General features: G+C 69.9%; 23 protein-coding genes and 1 tRNA gene. 13 read left to right on the top strand and 11 right to left on the bottom strand.

All coding sequences use genetic code 11. The features are described from left to right. Positions 1–17: 17 nt before the first annotated feature. Together N0B31_RS03550 and N0B31_RS03545 are read right to left on the bottom strand one after the other, a co-directional pair. On the bottom strand, positions 18–1,382 hold the full coding sequence (locus tag N0B31_RS03550; protein ID WP_260594464.1) for a TIGR00341 family protein: 1,365 nt from the start codon (positions 1,380–1,382) through the stop codon (positions 18–20). An 87-nt stretch (positions 1,383–1,469) separates the two neighbouring features. Further along, positions 1,470–1,934 carry a DUF1269 domain-containing protein gene (locus tag N0B31_RS03545; RefSeq protein WP_368389261.1) on the bottom strand — a complete coding sequence of 155 codons (465 nt, stop codon included), beginning with the start codon at positions 1,932–1,934 and terminating at the stop codon, positions 1,470–1,472. A 303-nt stretch (positions 1,935–2,237) separates the two neighbouring features. On the opposite strand from N0B31_RS03545, the gene N0B31_RS03540 reads away from it, so the two are divergent. From N0B31_RS03540 to N0B31_RS03525, 4 genes are all read left to right on the top strand, one after another. Then, positions 2,238–2,342, top strand: a tRNA-Gln gene (locus tag N0B31_RS03540). A 60-nt stretch (positions 2,343–2,402) separates the two neighbouring features. Beyond that, positions 2,403–3,383: a tocopherol cyclase family protein gene (locus N0B31_RS03535; protein WP_260594462.1), complete on the top strand. Its 981-nt coding sequence runs from the start codon at positions 2,403–2,405 to the stop codon at positions 3,381–3,383. Positions 3,384–3,438: 55 nt separating this feature from the next. Then, on the top strand, positions 3,439–4,503 hold the full coding sequence (locus N0B31_RS03530) for a glycosyltransferase family 4 protein (protein WP_260594461.1): 1,065 nt from the start codon (positions 3,439–3,441) through the stop codon (positions 4,501–4,503). A gap of 45 nt (positions 4,504–4,548) precedes the next feature. Next, the gene (locus tag N0B31_RS03525) at positions 4,549–5,649 is read left to right on the top strand and encodes a glycosyltransferase (RefSeq protein ID WP_260594460.1); all 1,101 of its coding nucleotides are present in this window, start codon (positions 4,549–4,551) and stop codon (positions 5,647–5,649) included. Positions 5,650–5,700: 51 nt separating this feature from the next. Here the strand turns inward: N0B31_RS03525 and N0B31_RS03520 are convergent, their stop codons facing one another. The 4 genes from N0B31_RS03520 to N0B31_RS03505 all read right to left on the bottom strand — a co-directional run bounded on the left by N0B31_RS03520 (position 5,701) and on the right by N0B31_RS03505 (position 8,292). Beyond that, the gene (locus N0B31_RS03520; protein WP_260594459.1) at positions 5,701–6,129 is read right to left on the bottom strand and encodes a hypothetical protein; all 429 of its coding nucleotides are present in this window, start codon (positions 6,127–6,129) and stop codon (positions 5,701–5,703) included. Between the two features lie 77 nt (positions 6,130–6,206). Then, on the bottom strand, positions 6,207–6,491 hold the full coding sequence (locus N0B31_RS03515; protein WP_260594458.1) for a DUF8060 family membrane protein: 285 nt from the start codon (positions 6,489–6,491) through the stop codon (positions 6,207–6,209). Further along, positions 6,488–7,504: a DUF7490 domain-containing protein gene (locus N0B31_RS03510; protein WP_260594457.1), complete on the bottom strand. Its 1,017-nt coding sequence runs from the start codon at positions 7,502–7,504 to the stop codon at positions 6,488–6,490. Before N0B31_RS03510 ends, N0B31_RS03515 begins: the two co-directional genes overlap by 4 nt. A 62-nt stretch (positions 7,505–7,566) precedes the next feature. Further along, a complete protein-coding gene (locus N0B31_RS03505) occupies positions 7,567–8,292 on the bottom strand; it encodes a DUF2797 domain-containing protein (RefSeq protein ID WP_260594456.1) in 726 nt (241 codons plus the stop codon). Between the two features lie 119 nt (positions 8,293–8,411). Between N0B31_RS03505 and N0B31_RS03500 the strand changes: the two genes are divergently transcribed. Together N0B31_RS03500 and N0B31_RS03495 are read left to right on the top strand one after the other, a co-directional pair. Then, positions 8,412–9,557 (top strand): S8 family peptidase, encoded by a 1,146-nt coding sequence (locus tag N0B31_RS03500; protein WP_260594455.1) that lies wholly within the window; start codon positions 8,412–8,414, stop codon positions 9,555–9,557. A gap of 57 nt (positions 9,558–9,614) precedes the next feature. Further along, entirely contained in the window at positions 9,615–9,944 is a 330-nt protein-coding gene (locus N0B31_RS03495) for a BsuPI-related putative proteinase inhibitor (protein ID WP_260594454.1), read from the top strand. Positions 9,945–10,109: 165 nt separating this feature from the next. Here the strand turns inward: N0B31_RS03495 and N0B31_RS03490 are convergent, their stop codons facing one another. Beyond that, positions 10,110–11,063 (bottom strand): NAD-dependent epimerase/dehydratase family protein, encoded by a 954-nt coding sequence (locus tag N0B31_RS03490; protein WP_368389215.1) that lies wholly within the window; start codon positions 11,061–11,063, stop codon positions 10,110–10,112. An 88-nt stretch (positions 11,064–11,151) separates the two neighbouring features. On the opposite strand from N0B31_RS03490, the gene N0B31_RS03485 reads away from it, so the two are divergent. The 5 genes from N0B31_RS03485 (at position 11,152) to N0B31_RS03465 (ending at position 13,761) form a co-directional block, all read left to right on the top strand. Continuing rightward, positions 11,152–11,706 carry a tRNA (cytidine(56)-2'-O)-methyltransferase gene (locus N0B31_RS03485; protein WP_260594452.1) on the top strand — a complete coding sequence of 185 codons (555 nt, stop codon included), beginning with the start codon at positions 11,152–11,154 and terminating at the stop codon, positions 11,704–11,706. A 55-nt stretch (positions 11,707–11,761) separates the two neighbouring features. Continuing rightward, entirely contained in the window at positions 11,762–12,040 is a 279-nt protein-coding gene (srp19, locus tag N0B31_RS03480; protein ID WP_260594451.1) for a signal recognition particle subunit SRP19, read from the top strand. Between the two features lie 5 nt (positions 12,041–12,045). Next, entirely contained in the window at positions 12,046–12,273 is a 228-nt protein-coding gene (locus tag N0B31_RS03475) for an H/ACA ribonucleoprotein complex subunit GAR1 (protein WP_260644043.1), read from the top strand. A 54-nt stretch (positions 12,274–12,327) separates the two neighbouring features. Then, positions 12,328–13,359, top strand: a complete 1,032-nt coding sequence (locus tag N0B31_RS03470) for a presenilin family intramembrane aspartyl protease PSH (protein WP_260594450.1) — start codon at positions 12,328–12,330, stop codon at positions 13,357–13,359. A 114-nt stretch (positions 13,360–13,473) separates the two neighbouring features. Further along, entirely contained in the window at positions 13,474–13,761 is a 288-nt protein-coding gene (locus tag N0B31_RS03465; RefSeq protein ID WP_260594449.1) for a hypothetical protein, read from the top strand. On the opposite strand, the gene N0B31_RS03460 is transcribed toward N0B31_RS03465, so the two are convergent. Both N0B31_RS03460 and N0B31_RS03455 read right to left on the bottom strand, forming a co-directional pair. After that, positions 13,762–14,760 (bottom strand): ornithine cyclodeaminase family protein, encoded by a 999-nt coding sequence (locus N0B31_RS03460; protein ID WP_260594448.1) that lies wholly within the window; start codon positions 14,758–14,760, stop codon positions 13,762–13,764. A gap of 135 nt (positions 14,761–14,895) precedes the next feature. Beyond that, positions 14,896–15,138 carry a DUF8015 family protein gene (locus N0B31_RS03455; RefSeq protein WP_260594447.1) on the bottom strand — a complete coding sequence of 81 codons (243 nt, stop codon included), beginning with the start codon at positions 15,136–15,138 and terminating at the stop codon, positions 14,896–14,898. Between the two features lie 292 nt (positions 15,139–15,430). On the opposite strand from N0B31_RS03455, the gene N0B31_RS03450 reads away from it, so the two are divergent. Next, positions 15,431–16,717 (top strand): MFS transporter, encoded by a 1,287-nt coding sequence (locus tag N0B31_RS03450; RefSeq protein WP_260594446.1) that lies wholly within the window; start codon positions 15,431–15,433, stop codon positions 16,715–16,717. Here N0B31_RS03450 and N0B31_RS03445 read toward each other — a convergent pair. Together N0B31_RS03445 and N0B31_RS03440 are read right to left on the bottom strand one after the other, a co-directional pair. Beyond that, positions 16,702–17,106 carry a hypothetical protein gene (locus N0B31_RS03445; RefSeq protein WP_260594445.1) on the bottom strand — a complete coding sequence of 135 codons (405 nt, stop codon included), beginning with the start codon at positions 17,104–17,106 and terminating at the stop codon, positions 16,702–16,704. The two genes, N0B31_RS03450 and N0B31_RS03445, sit on opposite strands and share 16 nt — an antisense overlap. Before the next feature lie 142 nt (positions 17,107–17,248). Continuing rightward, a complete protein-coding gene (locus tag N0B31_RS03440; protein ID WP_260594443.1) occupies positions 17,249–17,665 on the bottom strand; it encodes a DUF3054 domain-containing protein in 417 nt (138 codons plus the stop codon). Between the two features lie 67 nt (positions 17,666–17,732). Here N0B31_RS03440 and N0B31_RS03435 point away from each other — a divergent pair, with 67 nt between their 5' ends. After that, positions 17,733–18,296 (top strand): GNAT family N-acetyltransferase, encoded by a 564-nt coding sequence (locus N0B31_RS03435; RefSeq protein ID WP_260594441.1) that lies wholly within the window; start codon positions 17,733–17,735, stop codon positions 18,294–18,296. The last annotated feature ends 1 nt before the right edge of the window (position 18,297 follow it).

Raw genomic sequence — 18,297 nt, 5'->3', positions numbered from 1 at the left:
GTCGATGGCGGAACCGGTCACGCGGCCGTCGGGTGGACGTGGGCCCGGTCCCCACCAGCGAGGTTCGGCCATCCGAGCGGCGGGTCCCGGGGTTCGCTCTCCGAGACCTGTGCCTCGACGAACCCCACCCTGACGACGACGTCCCGCCCCAGCGTCTCGGTCAGTTCGTCGTCCCACCGCTGCGCGAGGTCGGGTGGGGCATCGAGGTCCCTCGGGATGCCGACGAGCACGTTCACCTGCGGTTGCTCCCCGACGAGCATGTCGGCTGGCTCGTAGTCGACCGTCACCGAGACGAGTTCGACCCCCTCGATGTCCGCCTCCGCGAACCGCTGTTCCATGTCGACCTGCACCTGCCGCTCGAGTGACTGCGTCTGGAAGGTCGTCCACGTGACCGCTCCGAGGGCGATGGAGAGCACGGCGATGCCGATGGCGATGACGACGACGCGAGAGAACACCGAGGCCCTGACACCCTCGAACTTGCCCGCTTCGAGCGGCTTGAACCCCGCGACCCAGAAGAGGAGGAGCGCGGAGAGGTTGATGGCGAGCAGGTTCACGAGGACGAGGACGGCAGCCGCGAGAGCGACACCCCACAGTCCGAACGCGATGCCGAGGCCGGAGGTCGCCGCCGGGGGGATGAGGGCCACCGCGATGGCCACGCCGACCAGCGTCGACCCGGAGCCCCGCATGATGCTCAGGCTGCCGGCGATGCCGGACCCGAGCGCGAGGAACAGCGACAGGAAGTTCGGACTCGTCCGCTCGGCGACCTGCGGGATGGTCCGGATGTCGAGTTCGGGCGGGATGAGGATGGTCTGCTGGAGGAGCCAGCCCATGACGGCCCCGGTGAGGATGGCGGCGAGGAGACCGGTCACCTGGAGGAGGACGCCCCGTCGGGTCATGTTCACGTCGTCGAGGATGGTCCCGACGCTGGCCGAGATGGCCGGCCCCATCAGCGGGGCCACGACCATCGCGCCGATGATGGTCGCCGCCGAGTCCAGCAACAGCCCAGTCGTCGCGATGATCGTGCTCAGGAGGATGAACGCGAAGAACGTCGAGTTCGCCGGCGCGAGGTCCTGCGCCCGAGCGTACAGCTCCTCCCGGGAGATACGGAGTCCTGGGAACCGTTCGACCAGAGCGGAGAGCCGCTGGGAGACCACCGTCTCCGTCGGCAACACGACGGTGTAGGCGTCCTCCCGGACCCCCGCGTCGGTCAGTCGGTCCATCACCGTCTCGACCCCGCTGGGTGGAACCGGGAACTGGACCATGGCCTCGAAGTCACCGCGACCGACCTCGTCGAACACGGCGTAGTCGATACCCTCCTCGTCGAGTGCCTCGAGGACCGTCTCGCGCGTCCCCTCCGGGATGAGGACCTGTATCAGTCGCATGCTAGTTCGAGTAGTGGTCGTTCACGAGGCCAGCCCGCCTCGTCGATTCCCCGACGCTGACTCCGTCGAGCGACCCCCCTGTCGCCATCAGCCGGCCACTTCCTCGGCCGCGAACGTCTCGCGCAGTTGCGTCTCGTCGTCCGGCGAGAGGTTCGTCTCGATTATCTCGAACTCCACGTCCGAGAGTTCCTCCCGGATGCGCTCGAGCTGTGCGTCGCGGCTCAGCAGGAACAGCGCCGACTCCCCTGGCTGGACGGTCTCGCTGACCTGCTCGATGAACGAGTCGTCGATACCGATGTCGCCCAGTTTCCCGGCGAGCGCACCGGCCGCCGCGCCAGTGACGAGTCCCAGCCACGGCGCCATGAACAGCAGGCCGATGAGCGTCCCCCAGAACGCCCCGCCGAGGGCACCGGACCCCACGAGGCTGTGGGCCTGCTTGACCTTCGTGTGCCCGTTCGGTTTGCGGACGACGACCGCCGCGTCCTCGAGTGTGATCAGCTCTCGCCGCTGGAAGTCGTACATCCGTTCGCGCATCGACTCCGCACCGTCCATGTCGTCGAACGCGAGTACCACAAGTGAACTCATACGGGCCGCGGAATGTCTCGCTGCCGGCTTTGTAATACATCTCCTGCCGCCCGGTAGGAGCTGGCATACCGCGCTGGGCCCCCCGGCGTGGGCGGAACACACCGTTCGTCGCAGACTCCGGACTGTCTGTGGTATGATATTCCTACCGACGGCCGTAGCGGTGGGAGTCCGCACCGACGCTCCACGTCGACGACCCGGACCCGTTCGGGCGACCCGATTCTGGTGTTCGAAAGTAACGCTATTGTACGCCGGGCCAGTATCCGGTGACGAAGCTCCGTGGTGTAGTGGCCAATCATATGGGCCTTTGGACGGGACGTACTCACGGGTAGTGCCGGAAGACAGCCCATGACAGCGGTTCGAATCCGCTCGGAGCTACTGAGTCTCCCCCTCGCCGCCGCACCAACGCTTATCACCGCTACCGACACCGCTACTGACATGAGTGACCCGAACGCGCCGGTGCTGGACTGGCCGCTGGCGACGGGGGAGCGCGGCCGGGAGGTGTGGTACGGGCTCGTCGGCCCGCGAGACGGCTCGCGGGCGTTCTGGTACCGCTACACGCTGCTCTCGACGGCCGGGGGCCGACGCGAGGGACGCGTGTGGGCCGCCCTGACCGACGGCGAGAACTCGAGGTTCGTCTCCCGCTCGTTCCCCCTCGGCGTCGTCCACCGACGGGACGACCCGTTCGCGCTCGAGGTCGGCGACGCGGACACGGGCGGCGAACTCACGTCCTCGTCCGCGTGGGGGGCACTCCCGGAGGAGGGGGTGTCGTGGGACCTCGAACACGACCCGGACGAGTACGTCTTCACACCGTTGCGGAGCCAGACGCTGACGGCACTGCTCGGGGCACTCGTCGACGCCGGGAGCCACTGGTCGCGGAACGAGTCGGTGCTGACCTCCGGCACCGTCACGGTCGGCGACCACACCGTCGCGTTCGACGAGGCGCCGGGGCACCAGGGCCACACCGTCGGGACCTACCCACCCGAGCGGTGGCGCTGGGTGCAGTGCAACGGGTTCGAGGACCCCGCCCTGTCGCTGGAGGCGCTGGACCTCGACGGGACGCTCTCGGTCCTGTTCCGCCGTGGTGACGAGGTCTACCCGCTCAACCGACTCGTGCACGTGCTGCGGAACAACCGAACCCTGCGCGACGACGTGGGCCACTGGCGGTTCCGCGCGAGCGGTGAGGGCGTCGAGCTGACCGCGACGGTGCGTGCGGACCCGGCGCACTGGCAGCCGGTCGCCTACTGCGCGCCGGACGAGACGTTGCGGTACAACGCCCACTGCTCGGTGTCGGACGTGACGCTGACCTACGAGGTGGCGGACGAGGGGCCCGTGACCGTGGAGTCACCCGCCGGCCGGGCCGAGTGGGTGGGGAGCGAGCCACCCATCTCGGGGGAGTACCGCCCCGCGTGGGACTGAGGCAGGCGCGAGCCAACAGGGCTATAGCCGGCCCCCGAATCGCATCGGGTGACGAATGCGCGTGCTGAACTACCTCGAACTGGCCGACCGACTGGAACGGTCGGGGATCGGGACGGCGACGATGCACCAGCGCAAGGCGCTCGCCGACACCGAGGTGGACCTGCTGACCTCGCCGTGGAACGGCGGGACCCTCCCGGATGCGGCGCTCCGACGGGCCGTCGGGGACCCGTTCTTCGAGGCCTACGACGTGGCTCACTGCAACGTCATCGGGCCGGGGTCGGTGGCCGTCGCCCGGCACGCGAAGCGCAACGACGTACCGCTCGTCCTCCACAGCCACGTCACGGCCGAGGACTTCGGCGAGTCGTTCCGGTTCTCCTCCGAGGTGGCACCCGTGCTCGAACCGTACCTGCGGTGGTTCTACTCGCAGGCCGACCTCGTGCTGTGCCCCTCCGAGTACACGAAGTCGAACCTCGAGTCCTACCCGGTCGACGCGCCCATCCGTCCCGTCTCGAACGGGGTCGACGCCGGACGGCTCGAGGGCCACGAAGAACTCCGCGAGGCGTACCGCGACCGCTACGACCTCGACGGGATGGTCGTCTTCGCCGTCGGCAACGTCTTCGAACGCAAGGGACTGACGCGCTTCTGCGAACTCGCCCAGGAGACCGACCACGCGTTCGCGTGGTTCGGCCACTACGACGAGGGACCGCAGGCCTCGCCGACGGTCCGAAAGTGGACCCAGAACCCCCCCGAGAACGTGACGTTCACGGGGTGGGTCGACGACATCCGCGGCGGGTTCGGGGCGGGCGACGTCTACCTGTTCCCGACGAAGGACGAGAATCAGGGTATCGCCGTGCTGGAGGCGATGGCCTGCGGGAAGGCCGTCGTCCTCTCGGACCTCCCCGTCTTCCGCGAGTACTACACCGACGGCGAGGACTGCCTGCTGTGTTCGACCCACGAGGAGTACCGCGAGGCACTCGAACGACTCGCCGCGGACCCCGACCTCCGCGAGCGACTCGGTGAGAACGCGAGGGAGACGGCCGCCAAGCACTCGCTGGACCGGCTGGGCGAGGAGCTCGTGACGGCGTACGAGGACGTCGTGGCGGGCGACCCAGTCGCCTGACCGAAGTCGAAACCCCTTAGCGGCGAACCGTGGAACCACCGGCAGATGAGCCTCCCGACCGTCGCCGCGTTCACCGACACCTACCTCCCGACGGTCAACGGCGTCACCTACACGGTGCGCACGTGGCGCGAGCGCTGGGCCGAGCGTGGCGGTCGGATGGACGTGGTCTACCCGGCGTCCCCCGCGTACGACCCGGCTCCCGGCGAGTACCCGGTGCGCGGGTTCGACTTCCCGTTCTACGACGGCTTCCGCGTCGGGATTCCAGGCGTGCCCGACCCCGCGAAAGACGCCGACCTCGTCCACGCCCACACGCCGTTCCTGATGGGTCTCACCGGACGCTACCTCTCGTGGCGCGAGGACACGCCCCTCGTGGCGTCGTACCACACGCCGACCGCCGAGTACGTCGACTACCTCACCTCCAGCCGCGTCGCCTCGTCGCTCGAGCGGACCGCGCTCGCCTACGAGACGTGGTACATGAACCGGGTTGACGCCGTGGTCGTCCCCTCGGCCCCCGCCCGCGAGCACCTGCGCGAGTCCGGCGTCGACGCGCCGGTCCAAGTGGTGCCGAACGGCGTCGACGTGGAGTTCTTCCGTCCCGTCGAGACCAACGGCTTCCGCGAGCGTCACGGCCTCCCCGACGGGCCGCTCGTGGGCTACACCGGCCGTCACGGCTTCGAGAAGGACCTCGGGGCCATCCTGGAGGCGGTGGACGGCATCGACGCCACCGTCGTCTTCGGCGGTGACGGCCCCGCCCGCGACACGCTGGAGGAGCGCGCGGCCGACGTGGACGCCGACGTGCGCTTCCTCGGCTTCCTCGACAGGGAGGAGCTCCCGGCGTTCTACTCCGCGCTCTCGGCGTTCGCGTTCCCCAGTCCCGTCGAGACGCAGGGCCTGGTGGCACTGGAGGCGAACGCGTGTGGCACACCGGTCGTCGGCGTCGACAGCGGTGCCCTCTCCGACACCGTCGACGACGGCGAGACGGGCTACCACTTCCAGCCCGGCGACACCCGTGGCTTCCGCGACGGCATCGAGCGCGTGCTCCGGGACGGGGAGGGACTCCGCGAGCGGTGTCTCGACCGACGGGAGGAGATGAGCGTCGAACACGCCGTCGACCGGCTCGCCGAGGTCTACGACGACGTCCTGTAGCCGCGGCTCGCCGGCCGGCGCCAGCAGAGAAACCGTGGGTGGAGCGACCGCTCAGTCCTCGAGCGCTTCCGCGATGCGCTCCATCTCGCGACGGATGTCGTGCAGCTCGTCGCGGACCTTGCGGACCTCGCGGACGAGTTCCTCGTCGGCCTTGCTGCTCCCCTCACCGCGGCCCTCGGGGGAGCCACCGAGCGCCGCGCCGGGGCCGCCGCCCATCATGCCGCCCATCATCTGCGCGAACGGGTTGCCGCCGCCACCCATGCCGCCCGGGCCACCGCCGCCCATACCGGGTCCGCCCGGACCGCCGCCCATCATCTCCTCCATGCGTTCGCGGGGGTCCTCGGGCGCCTCGCCCTCTTCTCGCTCCTCCGCGCGCTGCTGTCGGATCTCCTCGACGCGCTCGCGGAACGACTTCTCCTCGCCCGACTCCTCACTCTCGTCGCCTTCTGCGCCAGCGTCTTCGGGTTCGTCGTCTGCCATGAGACGGGATTCGGGGTCACGGTGGAAAAAGCCACGGGAACGGAACCGGGTCGGGACCGGCCCCGGGACCGGACCTGTCAGTCGGCCCGACGGACCAGCAGACCGATTCCCCCGAGCGCGGCGAGCAACAGCGCGAGGTTGAACACCGCGCGGAACACGGGCTGGTAGGGGTCAGAGACCCACACTCGGATGGTGCCGGTGACGCCGTTGTAGAAGCCCGCGAGCGCCACCGCGGCCGTCAGACCGAGCAGGACGACGCCGGCCCAGACGAGGAGCTTGGTGGCCCGGTCGGTGTCGAGACCGCCCACAGCGTCGTCGGTAGGCGACTCGGCGCTGGTGGCCGCCGCCTCGCCGTCGGTCACGCCGACCACCTCCGGGTCAGCAGGAGCCCACCGCCGAGCGCCACCAGCGCGAGCAGCGGTCCGAAGCCGGGCTGCCCACCGCTCGCGGTGGCGGTCCGCCGAGGTCGCTCCGTTGGCCGGGAGCCGTCGTCGTCGAAGTCACCGACCCGGAGCCCCGAGTCGCGTGTCGTCGTGTTCGTCGGCACCGTCTCGGTGGGGTCCAGACTCGCCGGGGCACGGGCGGTGCCGACCACGACCCCGTCGCGCCAGAGCGTCGCGTCGAGGTAGTAGTTGTAGCGGCTGGGGACCGTCAGCGAGACGCTCGGGGTGGCTGTCCGACCGGGCCTGATCTCGGCCACCTGCGTCGTCGCTCGGTCGGCGACGATGTTCGAGTCGACCTGCCGCGCCTGCACGACCAGTCGGACGTCACCCTCGAGGTCGTCGCCCTCGTTCGTGAGGTACGCGGAGACGTTCAGCGTCGTCCGGTTGCGGGTCTCGTCGACACTCGCGATGCGGTACTCCACCGCGGGGAACTCGGCGGCAGCGCCGTCGAACGACTCGAACTGGATGTCGGCCGTGGCGTAGTCGGGCCGGAGGGTGCCGACGCCACGCACCTCCGTCGACTCCTCCATCACGCGGCGGCCGTCCTCGTAGACGATGGTGGTGAGGCGGTAGCCACCTTGTCGCTCGACGGTGACGTTCGCCGGGACTGACACCTCCCGCTCGTCCTCGACGGTGCCCACGTCGACCACCTCTGTCGTGGCGACGAGGCCGGTGTCGAGGTCGACCGCCCGGTAGTGGACGGTGAGGTTCTCGGCCGGGCCGCCGCGGTGGTAGAGGCGGGAGTCGACCTGGAGGGTGGCCGTCGACCCGCCCATCTCGCCGGCCGCGACCGTCGTCTCCACGACACCCACTCTGGAGGGCCGGACGTCCTCCTCGGGCGTCGCGACGATACCGGGGACCAGTCCCGCGAGGAGGACGGCGACCGCCACGACGACGGCCGCGCCCCCCGCGAGGTAACGCTCGGGACGCATGGACGGCGGTTCCCCCACTCCGGGTAAATGTCTTGTGTGGCGATAGGTCGGCGAGGACCGACTCAGCCCCACGCCCCGAGACTCGACTGCAACTCCCGGTCCTCCTCCCCGTCGGTGAGTTCGTAGCCGAGGAGGTCACGCAGGTCGACCGCGTAGACGGTGCCGGCCCGCTCGAGGACGAGCACGCGACCCTGCACGCCGCTGACGGTCCCGGTGAGGAGCGTCTCTGGCACGGGCTGGTCGGTCAGCGAGAGCCCGTAGTCGAACCCGAACGACTCGTGGACGGTGAAGTCGTCGAGGAGCGCCGTCCACGCACGTTCGTCGACGGTTCGGTGGAGGCCCGGCACCTTCTGACTCACCTGCACCCACTGGGTCAGTCGTGGGTCCGCGTAGACGTCGTCCTCCACCTGCAGGGCCACCTCGCCGTCCGTGACGGTGTAGACGTGCGCACCCCGGTCGGCCCCCTGCTCGCGGAGACGGGTCTCCAGCCGTCGGGTCTTCGTGATACCCACCTTGAACAGGTGGGGCGCGAACGCGGCGAGGTAGACGGCGTGTTCCTCGTCGGAGGTCGCCGGGTCGTAGTGCGGGCGCTCGTGGACCGAACAGTAGGGCGCCGTCGACCGCTCGCAGGCGACGTGGTGCTCGCCCTGGACCGTCCCCGCGCAGTGGCGCTCGCCCAGCGTGTACGCGAGCGTCGTCCCCGGGGCGAGCCCGACCCGTTCGAGTCGCCCCCCGTCGGCCAGGACGACGGCCGCATCGGGCGACGGTTCGTAGCCGACGACCTGCACGCCACTCACTAGCCCCCAGCGGCCTATAGGGGTGCCGTTCGTCCCCCGTCCCCGTCGCCCCGGCGGATTGGACGGTGTTGTCAGAATCCCTTACGTACCGACGTAGGTCTCGTGGACCGATGCCGCCGAACGCCAGTCGTCGACGGGTGCTGGGTGCCCTGGGGGCCGGTCTACTGGGGGCCGGAGTCACCGGTGCCGCCGAGGCCGAGGTGACGGGAGACGCCACCGAGACGGTGCAGGTGAACGTCGGGTACTCCGACCGGTCGGTGCTCACACGACTCCGGCGGGCGGGCGACGTGGTCCGCGAGTTCGCGTTCGACGTTGTCACGCTCCGGACCCCGACGGCCGTCGCCGCGGAGCTGGCCGGCCGCTCCGGGGTGCGCTTCGTCGAACCGGACGTGGAGTTGACGGCGACGGCGCAGACGCTCCCGTGGGGCGTCGACCGGGTGGACGCCGAGGTGGCCCACGCACGGGGCGCGACGGGGGCCGACGCGACGGTCGTCGTCGTGGATACGGGGATCGACCTCGCGCACCCCGACCTCCCGGTGAACGCGCTAGCGAGTCGGGCGTTCGTCGGCGGCGTGACGGGCGTCCCCGGTGGACAGGACGACAACGGTCACGGCACGCACTGCGCGGGTATCGTCGGCGCGCGTGACGACGACGCGGGCGTCGTCGGCGTCGCGCCCGACGTGGAACTCCACGCCTACAAGACGCTGAACGCGGTGGGCGTCGGGCTCACCTCGGACATCGCTGCGGCCGTCCAGTACGCCGGCGACGCGGGCGTCGACGTGGCCTCGCTCAGCCTCGGCGGCGGCGACACGACCACGCTCCGGGAGGACTGTGCCTACGCCCACGACCGGGGCGTCCTCCTCGTCGCCGCGGCGGGGAACGGTGGCCCCTGCACCGGCTGTCTCGACGCCCCCGCGTGGTACGACGAGACGGTGGCGGTGAGCGCGACCCGGCGCGACGACTCGCTCGCGTCGTTCTCGTCGGCCGGCCGGGGCGTCGACCTCGCCGCCCCCGGCGATGGCGTCTACTCGACCGACGTGGGCGGGGCCTGCACGACGCGCTCGGGCACCTCCATGGCGTGCCCACACGTCTCCGGAGCCGCCGCACAGTTGCTGGCGCGCGGCCTGACCAACGACGAGGCACGCCAACGGCTGCAGGCGACCGCGGAGGACGTCGGCCTCGGACGCGACGAGTCCGGCGCCGGGCTGCTCGACGTGGCGGCCGCGCTCGGCGTCGACTCGCGCGACGACCGGTAGCGCCCCCGACCCCCTCGTCCGACGTAGACATTTGTACGAGGACAGCCAACGGTGGGTATGCTCGAGAGTTCGCTGGAGGTGACCGTCGGCGCGGAGGTGCGGCTCCGATTCAACGTCGTGAACGCTTCCGGCGAGACCGTCGAGCTCACCTTCCGTGACTCCGGCCGGGCGGACTTCGCCGTCTACACCGACGACGGCGAGGAGGTGTGGCGCTGGTCGGACGGCCGGATGTTCATGCAGGCCCTCCAGTACTCCGACCTGCAGCCGGGTCAGGCGGCGACGTTCACGGAGTCGTGGCCCGACCCGACCCCCGGCGACTACACCGCCGAGGCGGAGTTACGGGCGGTGGACCAGGACGTGGGGTCGCGGACGCCCTTCTCGGTCTAGACCAAACGTTTCCACGCTCGTGCGGCGCGGCAGAGCCGCGCCGGACTCGCGGCAAAACTTTGGATCCAAAAGGGCGCGCCATCGGGGGCTTCGCCCCCTCCGGCGCGGGTGGGTACGCCGGTGTACCGCAGTCCGCACCGCGCTACCGCAGTCTCCAGCCTCTTCTCAGTCCTCACTCGCGTCGAACACACCCTCGTCGAGGAGTTCGCGCACGCACTGACGGACCGCGTCGTCGCTGGACTGCTCCGGTTCGTACCCCAGCGCGCTCAGTTTCTCGATGGAGAGCCGCATCCGGGGGACGTCGCCCGTCCAGCCACGGTCACCACCGGTGAACTCGTAGTCGGGCGAGAGGCCCAGCTCGTCGCTCACGATGTCGGCGATGGTGGTCACCGAGGTGGTCGTCCGGGTGCCGAGGTTGTACGTGTTCACCGGTGCGTCGGCGTGTTCGACGACGTGACACATCGCCTCGACGCACTCCTCGACGTGCATGTAGGACTTCTCCTGCCGGCCGTCCCCGAGGATCTCCAGCGTCTCCGGGTCGGTACGGAGTTTCTCGATGAAGTCCGGGACCACGGCGCCCTTCTGCAGTCGCGGGCCGACGATGTTCGCGAACCGGAAGTTCCAGACCCGGAACCCGTGGCTGTGCGCGTAGACCGAGAGCAGCGACTCCTCGGCCAGTTTCGAGGCGCCGTAGATGGAGATGGGTTCGAGCGGCGCGTAGTCCTCCGGGGTCGGACGAGGAGCCTCGCCGTAGACCACCGACGAGGACGTGAACGCGACGTCCGTCACGCCCACCTCGTCCATCCGTGCGACGACGGCCTCGGTCAGCGCGTTGTTACCGCGGAACTGCTCGATGTCGTCGCGGGCCGCGGACTTGTCCGCCGCGAAGTGGAAGACCACGTCCACGTCCTCGGTCAGCGCCTCGTCCAGCACCGCGGGGTCGGTCACGTCCCCCTCGTACAGGTCGGCACCGTCGGGGACCCACTCGCGCCGGGCGTTGTGCAGGTCGTCCACCACGCGGACCTCGTTGTCGGGGAGGAGGTGGTCGACGAGGTGCGAACCCACGAACCCCGCGCCGCCGGTGACGAGGACCGTCGCGTCGGAGAGTTCCATGCCCAATCGGCGTCTCCGCGTGGCAAGTGCGTTCTGGTCCCGTGACGCACCGACACCGCGCCGCTTTTCCACGCCCACGCGAGAGAGACAGGACATGCAAGGCTCCCCGGAGGTGTGCGTGCTCCGTCTCGGTCACCGACCGGGGCGGGACAACCGGATGACCACCCACGTCGGCCTGACCGCGCGGGCACTCGGTGCGGACCGCGTCGTCATCGCCGGGAACGCCTCGAAGTCGAAGGGTACCATTGAGGACATCACCGCCCGCTTCGGCGGCCCGTTCGAGGTGGAACTCTCCGACTCGTGGCGGCCCCTCCTGCGGGACTGGTCGGGCGTCGTCGTCCACCTGACGATGTACGGCGAACGGGTGCAGGACGTGGAGGAGGAGATCCGAGCGGCCCACCGGGCCGACCCGGTCCTCGTCGTCGTCGGGTCGCAGAAGGTGCCGTTCGACGTCTACGACGCCGCGGACTACAACGTCGGCGTGACGAACCAGCCGCACTCCGAGGTGGCGGGACTCGCCGTCTTCCTCGACCACCTGTTCGACGGCCGGGAACTCGACCGCGAGTGGGAGGGCGGGGAGAGCCGCGTCCTCCCGATGGAGACGGGGAAGCGGGTGGTGCCGGTCGAGGACCTCGACGGCGAGGAGTGAACGAGGACCGACGGCAGGCCGAAAGGGCCTTCCGGCACCCCGGACGAGTTCGGGTATGGTCGAGAACGTCATCTACCCCGCCTACTTCGACGCGGCGCTCTCGCGGAACGACGGGCGACGGGTGCCGCTGGACCTCGCGGTGGAGGACCCCGGGGTGGAGGAGATCGCGAAGGCCGTCCAGCAGGTCGGGTACGACGCCGTCATCGAACGTGACGTGACCTACTCCCGCGAGTACGAGCCACGCGGTCGCGTGCTGGTGCAGAACGCCGACGACGCCGGGAAGGCCGACCTCCTGCAGGCCGTCGCCGCGTACATCGGTATCCTCCGAGGCTGATGGCGATGCAGCGCGCGGGCGAGGTCGTCCGGACCGCGCAGGGGCTCGCCATCGTCCGCTGTCCGGGCGAGGACCACGTCGACATCGGCGCGCAGGTGGTCGACGAGTCACTGGACACGGTGGGCCGCGTGGTCGACGTGTTCGGCCCCGTCTCCCGCCCGTACCTCGCGGTGTCGACGGCGCCCGACGTGCCGCTCGCGGGACTGCTCGGGACGAAGCTCTACGCCCGCTGAGTGACACAGCGCGGAGAACACAAACCCCAAACCCCGCCCACTCCTCGACCCTGCATGGACCGTCGGGCCCTCCTCGCCGTGGTCGCCATCGTCGCCATCTTCGCCACCGTCCAGCTGGGCGCGCTCGCGCTGGTCGCCCCGTTCGACAGCGCCGGGCTACAGGCCACCGAGGACCCCTCGGACCCGACCAACTCCTTCGTCTACGTCGGCGCCATCCTCGTCGCCACCGCGGTGATGCTCGCGGCGTTCAGGTTCGGCGTCGACGGCCTCATCCGCCTGCTCGTCACCGTCTCCGCAACCTACCTCGCGTTCTACGTCTTCAGCGTGCTCGTCCCGCCACTCGTGACGCTGGCGGGGGTGAACGTCCTCGCGGTGGTGCCGTCGCTCGCGCTCGCCGCCGGACTCCTGTTCTACCCCGAGTGGTACGTCATCGACGGCGCGGGCATCGTGATGGGTATCGGGGCCGCCGCGCTGTTCGGTATCAGTTTCGGCGTCCTCCCGGCGGTCATCCTGCTCACGGTGCTGGCCGTCTACGACGCCATCAGCGTCTACGGCACCGAACACATGCTCACGCTGGCTTCCGGCGTGATGGACCTCAAACTCCCCGTGGTGCTGGTCGTCCCGCTCACGCTCTCGTACTCGTTCCTCGAGAGCGATGGGGACGCCGAGGGCAGGCAGGGAGCGGACACTGCCGCGGCTGACGGCGGTGAGGCCGCAACGGCCACCGAGAGCGACCCCGACGGTGGTCCCGAACCCGCCGAGGCGCCCGACCCACTGGACCGGGACGCCTTCTTCATCGGACTCGGCGACGCGGTCATGCCCGCCGTCCTCGTCGCCTCCGCGGGCTTCTTCGCCCCCGGTGGCGTCGACTACCTCGTCTCTGGCCTCGCACTCACGCTCCCGGCGCTCACGGCGATGGTCGGGACGCTGCTGGGACTCGTCGTCCTGATGTACCAGGTGGCGAAGGGGCAGGCGCACGCCGGTCTCCCCCTGCTCAACGGCGGAGCCATCGGTGGCTACCTGCTCGGGTCGCTCGCGGCGGGCGTCTCGCTCGTGCAGGCGCTCGGACTGGGACCGTACCTCTGAACGGGCACTGAAACGGATTTCAGTAGGAAGACCTACAGAAGTATATTCCAGATTACACTTATCCCCGGACCGGCCCTGTGACTGGACGTGGGGCACCCGCCCCGCAGAGCCACCATGACCACCCGTACCCTCTCTCCCATCGCGTTCGCGGAAGCCGCTGTCGTCGCCATCGTCGCCCTGTGGCTGACCAGTGGGCTGCTGTCGGCCCCCGCCGTGCTCGGTGTCGTCACCGTCGTCGTCGCCCTTCCCCTGCTGATCGTCGTCGTCCCGGCGCTCGTCGTCCGGGCGGCCGGCGACGGTGGGGTCGTCCGCGTACGACTCCGCCTGCCCGTCGTCGTGAGCCCCGAGGAGCGGACCACCGCGACGGACGGTGGCCGGCCGATGTCGGAGTGCCGCGACTGACTACCGGCCCGTGAGCGCCTCGCTCGCCGGCGAGAGCGAGATGGTCTGTCCCAGTCCCGCGTCCACGGCCTTCTCGTAGAGCATCTTCGCCGCGGCCACCGTCTCGATGCCCGTCCCGCCCGAGTCGAAGACGGTGACGTCCTCGGCGGATTCACGGCCCGACTCGACGCCGGCGACCACCTCGCCGAGTTCGGCGTGGACGTGGTCCTCGTCGACGACACCCGCTTCGAGGGCGTAGAGGAACGCCCCGGCGTCCTCGAACGCCCGTGCCCGGAGGTCCGGGACGTACGTCGCCCGCTCGATGGTCGTCGTGTCGAGTTCGCGTTTCCCCTCGTCGTACTGCCCCATCGCGGTGACGTGGGCACCGGGTTCCAGCAGGTCGCCGTCGAACACCGGCTCGCTCGCGTTCGTCGCCGTCACGACGATGTCGGCACCCTCGACGGCCGCGTCCGAGGAGGACACGGCGGCGACGGCCGCGTCGAGTTCGTCGTTGAACTCCGCCGCGAACGCCTCGCGGTTCTCCTTGGTCGGCGAGTAGACGTTCACCGTCTCGAGGTCCCTGACCTCGCTCACCCCCCGGAGCTGACCGGCCGCCTGCGCCCCGCTGCCGACGAGTGCGAGCGTCGAGGCGTCCGGCCGGGCGAGCGTGTCCACCCCGACCGCCCCCGCCGCGCCCGTCTTGAAGGGGTTGAGCGAGGCTCCGTCGAGGAGTGCGAGCGGCTGGCCCGACTCGCTGTCGAACAACTGCAGGAAGAAGTGTGCGTCGACGTCGCCGAACCCGGCGCTGTACGTGTACCCTCCCATCACCCCGAGCGAGGGGAGGACGGCCATGTAGCCGGTGAGCATCCCCGGCGGGTCGGCGTTCACGAGTTTCGTCCGCGGCTCGGCGGGCGCGCCGTTCCCGCGGTCACGGTACCCCTCGCGGACCGCGTCCACGTACTCGGCGGGCGTGGCGAGGCCGCTGATCTCGTCGCTGGTGAGGAAACGCACGTCGGTCATACCCGGTCGTTCGCCGGGGCTGGTCAAAGGTCTGCGGGCCGTCGGGCGACGCCTCGGCTGGGCGGCGTGGTGGAGAACGGTGGAGGAGAGACAGCGCGGGGACGGGAGAGAGAGACGGGGAGACCGTGACCGCGTTCAGTCGGCCTGCGGGACGGCGCCGTCGGCCGTGGCGGGGGCCGGGGCCGGCCCCTCGGCGACGGGCTCGGGTGCCGGGTCGACGGGCGCCCGGACGAACATCGCGTGGCCGATGAGACCGGCGGCGAACACCGACGCGATGGCGACGGCACCGGTCACGGCGACGCCGGAGACGACCAGCGTCGACGCGATGGAAGCGAGTCCGAACGGAATCAGGCCGAGAACGAGGTCATAGTAGTTCATAGTAACCTGTTACAAACTATGAGGGTATCTGACTTAAAGTTTCCCCATAGATTGCAGGTAGTAGACTGAGTACACATACGTCGCTAACAGATAACCCTTCGATTGCATCTGCATAAGTTACAGAGAACTACAATAGACAGAAATCGCACGACAGCGGCCAGATTCGGCAACGGTTGCTGAAGCCAAAAATCGTCCTACCACCGACGTGAGAGAGTGTTGTGAACAGTCGACACGGGATGGAGTGGGAGTGCTGGACCGACGTACTCAAACCGCTCGCCTCCGGAATCCGGGTGTGAATCGGAACGACCGGGCCATCACGGGGCTGGTGATGCTGGCACACGCGATGGTCCACACCTACGAACTCTCGCTCCCCTTGCTGTTGCTCGTCTGGGCGACCGAGTTCCCGACGGTGAGCGTCCCGCTCGTGGGGTCGTTCGAGACGACCGCGTTCGTCCTCGGTGCGGTACTCACCGCGGGCTACGCGCCGTTCGGCCTCGGGGCGCTCCCCGGCGGTGTGCTCGCGGACGCCTACGGGTCGAAACGCCTCATCGTCGCCTGTCTCGTCGGGATGGGCGTCTCGTTCGTCGGCCTCGCGCTCTCGCCGAACCTGCTCGGCGTCGCGTTCGCCCTTCTCGTCTGGGGCGTCGCGGCCAGCGTCTACCACCCCTCCGGCCTCGCGCTCATCTCGAAGGGCGTCGACGAGCGTGGCTCGGCGTTCGCCTACCACGGGATGGCCGGCAACCTCGGCATCGCACTCGGCCCGCTGTTCACCGCCATCCTCCTGTTCCTCACCGGTGACTGGCGCGTGGTCGTGGCCGTCCTCGGCGTCCCGGCGCTCGTCGGGGCGCTCGCCGCCTCCCGCATCAGCGTGGACGAGACGGCGGCTGTCGCGGCGGCCGACGGGGGGACGGAGGACGCGGACGCCGGCAAGTCCGCCAAGGCCGACGGCTCCATCACCTCGCTCTCGCAGTTCCTCGCCGACTCGCGGACGATGTTCGCCTCGCTGTTCGTCTTCGCGTTCGGGGTGGCGATGTTCTCCGGCCTCTACTACCGCGGTGTCCTCACCTTCCTGCCGGACCTCCTCTCCTCGTTCGACCAGCTCCAGCCCATCCAGGTCGCGGGCTACCCGCGCGAACTCCAGCCCGACCAGTACTTCTACTCCGGTCTGCTCATGGTCGGCGTCCTCGGACAGTACGTCGGTGGGAAGCTCACCGACCGCATCCCTGTCTCGCTCGGCCTCGTCGGGGGCTACGGGACGCTCGCCGTCCTCGCGCTCGTCTTCCTCCCCGTCGCCACCAGCGGCCTCGTGGGCCTGCTCGTCATCGGCGCGCTGCTCGGGTTCTTCCTGTTCATGGTCCAGCCGTTCTACCAGGCGACCATCGCCGAGTCCACGCCGCCCGAGGCCCGGGGGCTCTCGTACGGCTACACCTACCTCGGCGTGTTCGGCATCGGCGCGCTCGGCGGGACCGTCGCCGGGGGCGTCCTCACCTACGCGAACGAGACGGCGCTGTTCCTCGTGCTCGCGGGGTTCGGTGCGGCGGCGTCACTGCTGGGTGTGGTGCTCTACAAGAGGCGCTGAGTCCGTTCCGGGCCACCCTGGAGACCCGGGTTCGTCCTCCGACGTTCGGCAGTCGTCGACCGGGGGTACCGTCCTGCTGAACCGAACCCCAGGGCCGAGTTCGTCCCACTCGGCCTCGCCGGCGGGGCGGTGACGCCGACCACCTCGTTCTCGCGGACCACCTCGTCGAGGGACAGCGTGGTCCACCCGTCGACGCCGTCGTAGGTCACGCGGAGCGAGTAGGGTCCGACCGGATGGCGCCACACGCAGGCTAGTCGCGTGGAGTAGTCGTCACGGTAGTCACCGCTTCGGGCGTCGAGTTCGACACGCCACTCGTGCTCGAACGAGTCGCCGGCAGCCAGGTCGAGGTCGACCGGACGTGCGACCGTGGCGCGGTTCCGGACCGTCACCTACGTGAGGCCGGCGTGACGCTCCGGGCCGACCAGTCCCGACACGCCTGAACACCCGGCGACGGCGCTCGACCGAGCAGTGCGAGGAGGGCACGGCGGTTCACGAGCGAACGTGAGATATCGAAGACGAGAATCCACCGGCCTACAGGATCGTCCGCTGCGCGATACCGGCTCGCCAGATCACCAGCAACAGCCCACCGACGACCAGCGAGACGACCAGGAACGCCACGTCGAACCCACCGCCGAAGATGGGGGTGGCACGAAGCCCCTGTCCGATGAGGTCGGCGACGATCCAGGCCACTACCGTCCGGAGCGCCGTCTCTCGGGTGTTCCGGAGCACCGCGGGTGCGTAGAGACCCATGAAGAACGCGGCCGGGAGCCACCCGATGAGGAACGGGAGGGCGGTGTCGAGCAGTTCGACGAGGTTCGCGGGGTCGCCCCCGTGTTGCAGCATCCCGGCGACGACGAACGCGAGGATGGCGACGACGTCGCCGACCGCCAGTATCGCCGTCGTCTGTGACAGTTCGAGGCGGTTGCCCACGACGATGGGTTCCGACATACCCGGTGGTCGCTCGCCGGCGGACTTGACTGGCCCGATTTTAGGTGCGCGGGAGCGAACGGGGAGTATGGACTGTCGTCTCCTCGGCTGGCCGCCCGGTCCCCGGCTGCGGCTGGACCACGAGCAGTTCGCCTACGCCGGGAAGTTCGTCCTCCCGTCCGGGAAGGCCGTCGTCGCCGACGGTCCGGTGACGGTGCGGGACCCGAGGGAGGGCTACACCGAGGGCATCCTCGCCGTCGTGTCGTTCAGCGAGGACCGGACCGACGGCGCGCTCTGGCTCCGCTACGTCTCGGTACGGGCCGACCGACGCGGCGAGGGACTGGGGTCGCGGCTCTGCGCGTTCGTCCGTGACCGGGCGACCGACCGCGGCTACGAGACGCTCCGCATCGCGGTCAACAACCCGTACGCCTACGAGGCGCTCTACAAGGCCGGGTTCGGGTTCACCGGGCGGGAGACGGGGCTCGCCGAACTCGTCCTCGAGTACCCCGCACCCGACGGCCGGTCGCTGGCCCGCTACCGCGAGGGCCTCGACAGGTACGCCGCGCGCGACCTCTCGGCGGCCGAGCGGGAGTTCGTCGACGGCCGACAGGGCGTCCCGAAACCACACGATTCGAGAGTGTCTGACGCGTAGT

The sequence above is a fragment of the Salinirubellus salinus genome, assembly GCF_025231485.1.
Lineage (GTDB): Archaea > Halobacteriota > Halobacteria > Halobacteriales > Haloarculaceae > Salinirubellus > Salinirubellus salinus.
The sequence above is the reverse complement of the archived record's forward strand: the minus strand, read 5'-3'. Positions and strand labels throughout refer to the sequence as shown.